The following is a 9,677-nucleotide window of genomic DNA, read 5'->3' as shown; positions in this document are numbered from 1 at the left end:
CACTTCAGGTGTTTGGCAAAGTACGCGGCGGCTTTTTTTACCAGGGCCAACTCTTCTGCTTGCTCAGCCAGTTGGCGCTTGAGTCGGACATTTTCATCGGCGAGTTGCTGCTCGCGCTCCCCCGTATCCATGAGTTGCTTGGCCTTGGTGCGCCAAGCGTAGAGCTGGGCTTCTTTGAGGCCTAATTGGATGGCGGCCTTGCTCATTCCTACGCGCTCGGCCAGAGCCAAGGCTTCTTCCTTGTATTGCTGAGAGTAACGGGTTCTGGGTGTTTTCTGTTCGATCGTTGCTTTGGTCATGATGTACCTCTGTCAGTGATTTTACTCACTTAACCAAGTGTCCATCGAGGGTGGGTTAGATTACTTCCCCTGCATGGCCGGCTAACTGGTGAAGACAGGAGCAAACCCGGATCCCCACAAGATCGCTGTCGCTGCCAGCACGCTTACCAGCAACACCAATCCCACCGTCACCACAGAGCTGGCATAGATGAACCCCTGCTCTGCCGTGATATGCATCAGGATCGGTACCCCCACATAGAGCAAATAGATGGAGTAGGCCAGTCCGGCCAACCCGACCATCATCACAAACCAGAGATGGGGATAGAAGGCCGCCAGCCCAACCATAAACAGAGGCGTCGAAGTATAGGCTGCCAGCTCCAGAGTCTTGGTGTAAGTGGGATCGGATCCGAAGGTCCGCCCCATCCAGTGAGCCAGATAGGCCAGTGCAAAGACGCCGGCGACCAGGGCGATATACATGGCAATCGACAGCAGGAGAGCACTGTCTGCCGTGAGTCGGATAGGCTCCCCAACCCCAATACTCCAGCCGATGTGCACCGCCGAATAGTAGGCACATACGGAAGGAACCAGAGCCACAATCAGGATATGACTCAGGCTTCGAGTAAAGCTCTCGTGATGTTCGTCTATCTCGTGCCATTCATCTTTCGGGTGGGCATAGAGCCCCCAGAGGTGGTTAAGGATCATGATGACATTCCTTATCGACAGCGGGATTGACCGCATCCCAGTGGACGACACCTTGCAGCCGGGCAGGCCGGCTGCGGTTTTCATAAATAAAGACTGCCCTTCTCCGCCCTGCAAGGTATTGCCACTCACTCTTCGGGGAAACCGCCGGGTATCGCAGGTAATTCATTGAGTGATTGGTGATTTCCCTAAAGTGAACTAATACTTTACTTACATGTTCCTATAAGCAATAAGCCTTATATATCAGTCAGTTATTTTTTATTTCGATTTAACTGCCTGGTCATTGGGGATCTTCTTCGGTGGCTCCATCTGTGGATTCCACCTCAGGAGGGCAGCGTGAAAATTAAGGGAATTGGCACGGGAGCCTGGCTCCTGCTTATCGCCTCGATGCCGGCAGCAGCCGTGCAACTCAATATGACCCAGGGGGTCACGGCGATAAGCCAAGATGTGTATGAGCTGCATATGACCATCTTCATCATCTGCTGCCTGATTGCTCTGGTGGTGTTTGGCATCATGTTCTGGGCCATTATTCACCATCGCCGCTCGCGGGGGGCCACCCCCGCCCACTTTCATGAAAGTACCCGGATAGAGCTGCTCTGGACGGCCATCCCTGTGCTCATACTCATCGCCATGGCGGCTCCTGCCACCTCCACACTGCTTAAAATGGATGACACCAGCAGAGCGGATCTGACGGTGCTGATTACCGGCTCCCAATGGAAATGGCACTACAAATACCTAGAGCATCCCGTGGCCTTTTACTCCCTGCTCGCTACCCCCGCCGAACAGATCCACGGCCAGGCCAAAAAAGGCGAAACCTACCTGCTCGAGGTGGACAAGCCCCTGGTTCTGCCTGTCGGAAAAAAGATCCGGTTTCTGACGACGTCGGACGATGTCATTCACTCCTGGTGGGTTCCGGCCTTTGCCGTCAAAAAGGACGCCAACCCCGGCTATATCAACGAGGCCTGGACACGCATCGACAAGCCGGGGGTCTATCGCGGGCAGTGCGCTGAGCTGTGCGGCAAGGATCACGGCTTTATGCCCATCGTAGTGGTCGCCAAGCCGGAGCAGGAGTTCGAGCAGTGGATTGCCAGCCAGAGTGAAGAGCAGGCCAGCTCGGCGGCCAAAGAGCAACAACAGGCCAACGAGCAGCTCACCATGGCTGAGGCCATGACCCTCGGAGAGACCCTCTTCAATGGTCACTGCGCCGCCTGTCACCAAATAGGGGGAACCGGCATGCCCGGCATCTTCCCGGCACTCAAGGGGAGCCCGCTCACCACCCAGAGCGCCAAGCGGGCCGAGCACATCAACATCGTTCTCAACGGTCGTGCCGGAACCGCCATGCAGGCCTTTGGCAAGCAGCTTGGCAGCAAGGAGATTGCCGCCCTCGTTACTTACGAGCGCAACGCCTGGGGCAACAGCACGGGCGATCTGATCCAGCCTGCAGAGGTGCAGGCTATCAAGGATGGACAATAAGGAGAGACCATGAGCGAGGAGATCTCACACCAGCAGGGACACCATCCGCAATCCGGCATCCTGCGTTGGCTCTACACCACCAATCACAAGGATATTGGTACTCTCTACCTGCTCTTCTCCCTGACCATGTTTTTTATCGGTGGATCCATGGCCATGGTGATCCGGGCCGAGCTATTCCAGCCGGGGCTACAACTGGTCAATCCTCTTTTCTTTAACCAAATGACGACAGTGCACGGCCTCATCATGGTCTTCGGTGCCGTCATGCCTGCCTTTACCGGCTTGGCCAACTGGCTCATCCCCATGATGATTGGGGCCCCCGACATGGCTCTGCCACGCATGAATAACTGGAGTTTCTGGATCCTCCCCTTCGCCTTCGGCCTGCTGCTGCTCACCCTCTTCATGGATGGCGGCGGCCCCAGCTCCGGGTGGACCTTCTACGCCCCCCTGTCGACAAAATACAGCGGTAACAGTACGGCGCTCTTCGTGTTTGCCGTCCATATGATGGGGATCTCTTCCATCATGGGGGCGATCAATGTGATCGTCACCATCTTCAACCTCAGGGCGCCAGGAATGACCTGGATGAAGCTCCCTCTCTTCGTCTGGACCTGGCTTATCACCGCCTTTCTGCTGATTGCGGTCATGCCGGTGCTGGCGGCGGCCGTGACCATGGTGCTGACCGACAAATTCTTTGGCACCAGCTTCTTCGATGCGGCAGGTGGCGGCGATCCGGTCATGTTCCAACACATCTTCTGGTTCTTCGGCCACCCCGAGGTCTACATCATGATCTTGCCGGCCTTTGGCATCATCTCCACCATAGTGCCGACCTTCGCCCGCAAGCCCCTGTTTGGCTATCACTCCATGGTCTATGCCACCTGCAGTATTGCCCTGCTCTCATTCATCGTCTGGGCCCACCATATGTTCACCACCGGAATGCCGGTGGCTGCCGAACTCTTTTTCATGTACAGCACCATGCTCATCGCCGTCCCCACCGGAGTAAAGGTCTTCAACTGGGTGGCCACCATGTGGCGCGGTGCCATGACCTTCGAGACGCCCATGCTGTTTGCCATCGCCTTTATTGTACTCTTCACCATTGGGGGCTTCTCGGGGCTGATGCTGGCCATCACGCCGGCCGACTTCCAATACCACGACACCTATTTCGTGGTGGCTCACTTCCACTATGTGCTGGTCACCGGGGCCATCTTCTCCCTTATTGCCGCAGCCTACTTCTGGCTCCCGAAATGGACCGGGCACTGGTATGACGAGCGGCTTGGGCAATGGCACTTCTGGTGCTCCCTTATCTCGGTCAACCTGCTCTTTTTCCCCATGCACTTCGTCGGTCTGGCCGGCATGCCCAGACGCATCCCCGACTATGCCCTGCAGTTTGCCGATCTCAACGCCCTCATCAGCATAGGGGGCTTCGCCTTTGGCCTGTCACAGCTGATCTTCGTATGGGTCGTCATCAAGTGCATCCGTTCAGGCGCTGCCGTGCCAGCCAAAGTCTGGGAAGGGGCCGAGGGGCTGGAGTGGACCCTCTCCTCACCCCCTCCCTACCACAGCTTCACCACACCTCCGAGGGTGGAGTAACCCCATGACGACACCCAACCATGCACCGCTTATCAAGCGACTGTTGCTGCTCATCGCCCTGATGTTCGGTTTTGCATTCGCCCTGGTCCCGCTCTACGATCTCTTCTGCCAGGCCACAGGCCTCAACGGCAAGACGGCATCACGCCCGGCCGACCAGCCAGCACGGCAGATAGACGGCCGCCGCGAGATCCGGGTGGAGTTTCTGGCGCACACCTCCCCCCCTATGGCATGGCAGTTCGAACCCGGGATGACCAGTTTGTTGGTGCACCCGGGGGAGACCCGACTCATCCACTACCTGGCCTACAACCCGACGCCTGATGCCATGACGGGTCAGGCAGTCCCTTCCGTCTCACCGGGAGCCGCTGCCGCTTACTTCAAGAAGATGGCCTGTTTTTGCTTCGAGCAGCAGACCCTCAAGGGAGGCGAACACAAGGAGATGGCACTGCAGTTCTACGTTGATCCGGCCCTGCCCCCCGAGATCAACACCATTACCCTCTCCTACACCCTCTTTGACATCAGCACTGCACAGGTGAAAAAACCATGAACCGTTACTATGTTCCCGAGCAGAGCCCCTGGCCCATCGTGGGCGCTGTCGCCCTCTTTCTGCTGGCACTGGGAGCCGGCACCCTGGTCAACGAGCTGGCCCACCAGCAGAGCGGCATGGGTCGCTATCTGCTCCTGGTCGGAGCCCTCTTGCTACTGCTGATGCTGGTGGGTTGGTTTCGCCATATCATCGGCGAATCACTAGGTGGCCTCTATAGCGACCAGATGGATCGCTCGTTTCGCCAAGGGATGAGTTGGTTTATCTTCTCGGAGATCATGTTCTTTGTCGCCTTCTTCGGTGCCCTCTTCTACGCCCGCCTCATCGCCATGCCCTGGCTTGGCGGGGCAGGGCACCACACTCTGACCGGCCAGTTGCTCTGGCCCGACTTCACCGCCCACTGGCCCATGACCACGACCCCCGGGGGTACTCAGACCCGGGCCATGCCCTGGCAGGGTCTCCCGCTTATCAACACCCTGCTCCTGCTCACCTCCTCGGTCACCCTGCAATTTGCCCACCAGGCGCTGGAGAGGGGCCGGCGCCTGCGTCTCAAGATCATGCTGCTGTTGACCCTGCTGCTGGGAATGGGTTTTCTCATCTTGCAAGGACATGAATATCTTCACGCCTATCGGGAGCTCGGGCTTCGGCTCGATAGCGGGATCTATGGCAACACCTTCTTCATACTCACCGGGTTTCACGGACTGCATGTGACCCTGGGGGCCATCATGCTGACGGTGATCTGGCTGCGCATCGTGCTGCGAGACCACTTCACGCCCGAGCACCACTTCGGCTTTCAGGCTGCCGCCTGGTATTGGCACTTTGTGGATGTGGTCTGGCTCTGCCTCTTTACCTTTGTCTATCTGCTCTAGGTAAACGGAATGGATGCGGATCAGTAGGGACGCGAGTGGGGGGTGATCCAGCCCAATTGCAAGGCGATCACCAGCAACAATACCAGCAGGGCCGAGAGCAACACCCGTCGGCCCAACGGCGGAGAGTTGGTCTGGCGGGAGCCGACCATCAACCAGAGAGCCTGGAAAAGTTGGCTCAGGATAAGCAGTAACAGCACGACCACAACAGACTTGATGAGCATGGAGGCCTCCTGTGATGCGATTGCCCCTGACGGGATTGTCTGTGATGCGATTACCCAAGCTTAGATCGAGGACTCTGCTCCTTCTATTGACGCTGCTCAGCAGTACGCTGCTGAGCAATCTGGCGCTCTGGCAGTGGCACAGGGCAAACGCAAAAGAGGCGCTGCTGGCACAGGTCGCCAGCCACGTCACTCACCCCCTCTCCCCCGGAGCCCTGCTAAAGCAAGATGACGAGCAGCTCGACGGGCTCAGGCTCAGAGGGGTAGGAGATTGGCTATCTCCTCATCTGTGGCTACTCGATAACCAGGTGGTCGACGGTATCGTTGGCTATGACGTCATCATCCCGGTTCAAACCCGGGGGGGGCCCCCGCTACTGGTCAATCTGGGATGGACTCCGGCGCCCCCCCTCAGGAGTGAGCATCCGGCGCTTGAGCTCCCCGCCACGCTGGTGCTCGATGGCCTGCTCCGCCTCCCTTCTGATGCTCTGGTGCTGGGGGAAAACCGCGAGCCAGGCCCCTATTCCGGCCGCCTTCAGTCCGTGCGCCCCGACGAGTTAAAGGCCCAAAGCACTCTGCCCTTGAGAGGCATCATCCTCTACCAGCAGACTCCGGGGTTTCGCTATCACTATGTGCCGAGCGTGATGAGCCCGGAGCGACACCGGGCCTATGCGGCCCAGTGGCTGGGCCTGGCGTTGGTGGTGATGATGGGTGGCATCGCCTTGAGCCGGGGGACCCATGCATAAACATAAAATTCCTCTCGCCCTGCTGCTTACTCTGTTACTCCCTCTGCTCTTGGCCAAACTGGTGCTGGAGATGGGGTGGTATCACGCCGGCACCCGCAATCTGGGGGCCTGGCTTCCCCAGGATAACCCGTTACTCTTGTCCGATGGCCCGGGGTGGCGCCTGCTCTATCTCTATCCAGTCTCATGCCGGGAGCAGTGCAAGGGGGTACCTCAGTTGCAAGAACACATCCGGATGGCACTGGGACGACAGGCCGATATGCTGACCCTGCAGAGTCAGCCTCTGGATGATGGCTCGCCCCTGCCTGAAGGCCCACTCGGACTGTTAGTTCTGGTCGATGCCGCCGGACTCGGCGTGCTGGGTTACCCCGTGCCAGAGGAGCAGGAGCGCTGGCCACGCCTGGGCAAATCAGTGCTACAGGATGTGCAGCAGTTGCTGCGCTACGGGAGGGCAGCCCGGTGATCCGTCCCCACGTACTGATCATGCTGGCCATCGGGCTGGCGACCCTGGTCATCGGCCTCGGCGCCTACACCCGGCTGACCGATGCGGGCCTCGGCTGTCCCGACTGGCCCGGCTGCTACGGCAAGCTGACCCTGCCTCATCCCGAAGAGGCTCCCAGGCTTGCTGTGAGTCACCCCGAGCGCCCACTGGAGCCGCACAAGGCACGCAATGAGATGATTCACCGCTATGCGGCTGGTTCACTGGGTATGCTGCTGTTGATGCTCTTCGCCGTGAGTTGGCGCGAGGCACGGCGCCTGCCGCCACTGCCGACATGCTTGTTACTGCTGGTTGTGGGGCAAGCGCTGCTCGGTATGCTGACGGTCACAGCGGCGCTACATCCTCTCGTGGTTATGGGCCATCTGCTGGGAGGCTTTGCCCTGCTCACCTTGCTCTGGCTCTCGCTCACCCGCTCGCTATCCCCCCTCGCCGCGCCCCCCTGGCTCAAGAGACTGGGGGCATTGGCTCTGCTGGCCCTGCTGCTGCAGATCGGTCTGGGAGGGTGGACCTCGGCCAACTACGCTGCCATGGCCTGCAGCGAGCTGCCACTTTGCCAGGGAGAGTGGCACCAGCAACTGGCCTGGGGTGAGGCCTTCCACCTTCCTTTGGGCCACGAGAGCTATGAGTTTGGCGTACTCGGGCGCGAGGCGCGCCAGACCATTCACATCCTGCATCGGCTGGGCGCCCTGTTGGTCACCCTCTCCCTGCTTGGCTTTGCCCTTGGGCTATGGCGTCAGAAGGCCTGGGGGTGTGCCCTGTTGATCCTGGCACTGCTGCTCTGCCAGCTGCTGCTTGGCATCGCCAATGTGGTGTTCATCTTGCCTCTGCCCAACGCACTGGCACACAACCTGGTGGCGGTTCATCTGTTGATCGCCACTGCCGTGACCTACCATCGCCTCACCCCCGCAAGGAGGCCATGATGCAACTCTCTCTGACCACACTCTCGAGTGGCATGCTGAATGACTACTGGCAACTGACCAAGCCCAAGGTGGTCGCCCTGATGCTGCTCACCGCCTGGGTGGGAATGGTGCTGGCCCGAGATGAGCTCCCCTCGCCCGCCCTCACACTCACCGCTCTCGGCGGGATCGGGCTGCTGGCTGGTGCCGCAGCCACCCTCAATCACCTGCTCGAAGGACACCGCGATGCCCTGATGGCCCGAACCCGCCGCCGTCCCGTGGCCTGCGGTCGCCTCCCCCCCCATAGGGCTGCCCTGTTTGCACTCGCTCTGGCCTTGAGCGGCTTTTGGCTGCTCTATCTGGGTGTCAACCCCCTCACCGCCTGGCTGACGCTGGGGAGCCTGGTGGGGTATGCGGGGATCTACACCCTGCTGCTCAAGCGTTCCACCCCCCAGAATATCGTGATCGGAGGCCTGGCCGGCGCCATGCCCCCCCTGCTCGGCTGGACCAGCATCACAGGCACTCTCGGTGCGGAGCCCTGGCTGCTGGTGATGATCATCTTCACCTGGACGCCCCCCCACTTCTGGGCGCTGGCCATCCATCGTCGTGACGACTACGCCCGTGCCGATATCCCCATGCTGCCGGTCACTCACGGCCTCGACTTCACCAAGAGCCTGATCCTGCTCTATCTGCTGCTACTCACCCTGATCTGTCTGCTGCCTTACCTCATCGGCATGAGCGGCCTCATCTATCTGGTGAGCGCCCTGCTGCTCAACCTGCGCTTTCTCTATTACGGCTGGCAACTCAAATTCAGCCCGGATGCCGGCGCCGCGATGCGTACCTTTCGCTTCTCCATTACCCATCTGATGCTGCTCTTTCTCGCGCTGGTCACCGATCACTACTGCTATTGGCAGCTGGGATAGACGCCCCACGCCTCACCCAGATAATCTTCCGGAGGACGTCCCAGCAACTCGGGCAGAATGGCGGGCATAAAGCGTCGCCTCAGGGCCACGGCGTAGAAGTGCTCATAAGCATTGGGCAGGCTCAGATACTCCTCGAGTCGCCCCTCACGGATCTCGTCGCGCACCACCACGGCCGGCAGCAGGCAGAGAGCGCCGCTGTCACGGGCCAGAAGGCGTAGCATGGCCATGTCGTCAGCCTCTCCCTGCACCCTGGGCTCGAAGCCGTGCAGGGCGCAGAAGGAATCGAAGGTGGTGCGGCTGGCACTGGCCCGCCCGGGCAAGATCCACGCCCGCTCCGCGAAACCGGTCGGGAAAGGGCCGAGGGGGCGCCGGCCGGCCGGGCCTATCACCGCCAGAGGCTGGCGTGCCAAGAGCTGACTCTGCCATACGGCCTCACCCTCTCCCTGAGGCTCTCTGTCCGTCAACACCAGATCCAGCTGGTGAGAGAGGAGCGCATCGAGCAGGGCTCCCTGCTCGAGAAAACGCAGGGTGAAATGCACGTCACTGCGCCCGAGCAAGGGGGCCATGAAGGCCTCGATGACGTTGCGAGACATGGAGGCGAGCACCCCGATCCGCAGCTTCTGACGCCCCTGCTGCCAACCGTGGCGCAGCACCCCCTCCAGCTCTTCCCCCTTGGTGAAGATCTCGTCGGCATAGTCGAGGACACGGCGCCCGTCCTCGGTAAGGTGAAGGCGACGACCGCTGCGCTCGAACAGGGCGAACCCCATGTTCTGCTCCAACTGCCGGATCTGGGCCGAGAGGGCCGACTGGGAGAGATGCAGCTGACGGGCCACGTCGGTGAGGTGGCCGTGCCTGGCCACTTGCCAGAAGTAGTAGAGATGGTGGTAGTTGAGGCGCGCCATTTTCGTTCTTCAAAACAGAATGTTTTGTGAACTTATATCTATTTAACTTAAGCCT

At 60.0% G+C, this 9,677-nt stretch carries 11 protein-coding genes and 1 pseudogene; 8 read left to right on the top strand and 4 right to left on the bottom strand.

Going from position 1 to position 9,677, the window contains the following annotated elements:
• A pseudogene (locus AB5Y48_RS10505) lies at window positions 1–299 on the bottom strand (transposase); the annotation flags it as partial.
• A gap of 81 nt (window positions 300–380) precedes the next feature.
• The gene (locus AB5Y48_RS10500) at window positions 381–980 is read right to left on the bottom strand and encodes a Yip1 family protein (protein ID WP_050666107.1); all 600 of its coding nucleotides are present in this window, start codon (window positions 978–980) and stop codon (window positions 381–383) included.
• 333 nt (window positions 981–1,313) lie between these two features.
• Between AB5Y48_RS10500 and coxB the strand changes: the two genes are divergently transcribed.
• Genes coxB through AB5Y48_RS10480 form a run of 4 tightly spaced genes read left to right on the top strand, consistent with a single transcriptional unit; the run spans window position 1,314 to window position 5,444 of the window.
• Window positions 1,314–2,450 carry a cytochrome c oxidase subunit II gene (gene coxB / locus AB5Y48_RS10495; RefSeq protein ID WP_319593404.1) on the top strand — a complete coding sequence of 379 codons (1,137 nt, stop codon included), beginning with the start codon at window positions 1,314–1,316 and terminating at the stop codon, window positions 2,448–2,450.
• Between the two features lie 9 nt (window positions 2,451–2,459).
• Window positions 2,460–4,034, top strand: a complete 1,575-nt coding sequence (gene ctaD, locus AB5Y48_RS10490) for a cytochrome c oxidase subunit I (protein ID WP_050666106.1) — start codon at window positions 2,460–2,462, stop codon at window positions 4,032–4,034.
• A gap of 4 nt (window positions 4,035–4,038) precedes the next feature.
• The gene (locus AB5Y48_RS10485) at window positions 4,039–4,578 is read left to right on the top strand and encodes a cytochrome c oxidase assembly protein (protein ID WP_368164371.1); all 540 of its coding nucleotides are present in this window, start codon (window positions 4,039–4,041) and stop codon (window positions 4,576–4,578) included.
• Window positions 4,575–5,444 carry a cytochrome c oxidase subunit 3 gene (locus tag AB5Y48_RS10480; RefSeq protein WP_060586837.1) on the top strand — a complete coding sequence of 290 codons (870 nt, stop codon included), beginning with the start codon at window positions 4,575–4,577 and terminating at the stop codon, window positions 5,442–5,444. Before AB5Y48_RS10485 ends, AB5Y48_RS10480 begins: the two co-directional genes overlap by 4 nt.
• Before the next feature lie 20 nt (window positions 5,445–5,464).
• Here AB5Y48_RS10480 and AB5Y48_RS10475 read toward each other — a convergent pair whose 3' ends face one another.
• Window positions 5,465–5,665 (bottom strand): DUF2909 family protein, encoded by a 201-nt coding sequence (locus AB5Y48_RS10475; RefSeq protein WP_050666103.1) that lies wholly within the window; start codon window positions 5,663–5,665, stop codon window positions 5,465–5,467.
• An 86-nt stretch (window positions 5,666–5,751) separates the two neighbouring features.
• On the opposite strand from AB5Y48_RS10475, the gene AB5Y48_RS10470 reads away from it, so the two are divergent.
• The 4 genes from AB5Y48_RS10470 to cyoE are packed head-to-tail and all read left to right on the top strand — an operon-like array spanning window position 5,752 to window position 8,720.
• Entirely contained in the window at window positions 5,752–6,405 is a 654-nt protein-coding gene (locus AB5Y48_RS10470) for an SURF1 family protein (RefSeq protein WP_368164370.1), read from the top strand.
• Window positions 6,398–6,865: a hypothetical protein gene (locus AB5Y48_RS10465; RefSeq protein WP_050666102.1), complete on the top strand. Its 468-nt coding sequence runs from the start codon at window positions 6,398–6,400 to the stop codon at window positions 6,863–6,865. The genes AB5Y48_RS10470 and AB5Y48_RS10465 overlap by 8 nt, the downstream gene beginning before the upstream one ends.
• On the top strand, window positions 6,862–7,821 hold the full coding sequence (locus AB5Y48_RS10460) for a heme A synthase (RefSeq protein ID WP_368164369.1): 960 nt from the start codon (window positions 6,862–6,864) through the stop codon (window positions 7,819–7,821). The genes AB5Y48_RS10465 and AB5Y48_RS10460 overlap by 4 nt, the downstream gene beginning before the upstream one ends.
• Complete coding sequence (gene cyoE, locus AB5Y48_RS10455; RefSeq protein WP_368164368.1) at window positions 7,821–8,720, top strand: heme o synthase; 900 nt, start codon at window positions 7,821–7,823, stop codon at window positions 8,718–8,720. Before AB5Y48_RS10460 ends, cyoE begins: the two co-directional genes overlap by 1 nt.
• On the opposite strand, the gene AB5Y48_RS10450 is transcribed toward cyoE, so the two are convergent.
• Window positions 8,702–9,622, bottom strand: a complete 921-nt coding sequence (locus AB5Y48_RS10450) for a LysR family transcriptional regulator (RefSeq protein ID WP_368164367.1) — start codon at window positions 9,620–9,622, stop codon at window positions 8,702–8,704. The two genes, cyoE and AB5Y48_RS10450, sit on opposite strands and share 19 nt — an antisense overlap.
• Between the last annotated feature and the right edge of the window lie 55 nt (window positions 9,623–9,677).

This window comes from Aeromonas sp. R6-2 (assembly GCF_040908155.1).
GTDB classification, from domain to species: domain Bacteria; phylum Pseudomonadota; class Gammaproteobacteria; order Enterobacterales; family Aeromonadaceae; genus Aeromonas; species Aeromonas schubertii.
The sequence above is the reverse complement of the archived record's forward strand: the minus strand, read 5'-3'. Positions and strand labels throughout refer to the sequence as shown.

Bases quoted from the DNA above. Each gene is read 5' to 3' on its own strand.
- AB5Y48_RS10465 (WP_050666102.1), top strand. From the start codon at position 6,398: ATGCATAAACATAAAATTCCTCTCGCCCTGCTGCTTACTCTGTTACTC.
- cyoE (WP_368164368.1), top strand. From the start codon at position 7,821: ATGCAACTCTCTCTGACCACACTCTCGAGTGGCATGCTGAATGACTAC.
- AB5Y48_RS10485 (WP_368164371.1), top strand. From the start codon at position 4,039: ATGACGACACCCAACCATGCACCGCTTATCAAGCGACTGTTGCTGCTC.
- AB5Y48_RS10475 (WP_050666103.1), bottom strand. From the start codon at position 5,665: ATGCTCATCAAGTCTGTTGTGGTCGTGCTGTTACTGCTTATCCTGAGC.
- AB5Y48_RS10450 (WP_368164367.1), bottom strand. From the start codon at position 9,622: ATGGCGCGCCTCAACTACCACCATCTCTACTACTTCTGGCAAGTGGCC.
- AB5Y48_RS10500 (WP_050666107.1), bottom strand. From the start codon at position 980: ATGATCCTTAACCACCTCTGGGGGCTCTATGCCCACCCGAAAGATGAA.
- AB5Y48_RS10480 (WP_060586837.1), top strand. From the start codon at position 4,575: ATGAACCGTTACTATGTTCCCGAGCAGAGCCCCTGGCCCATCGTGGGC.
- ctaD (WP_050666106.1), top strand. From the start codon at position 2,460: ATGAGCGAGGAGATCTCACACCAGCAGGGACACCATCCGCAATCCGGC.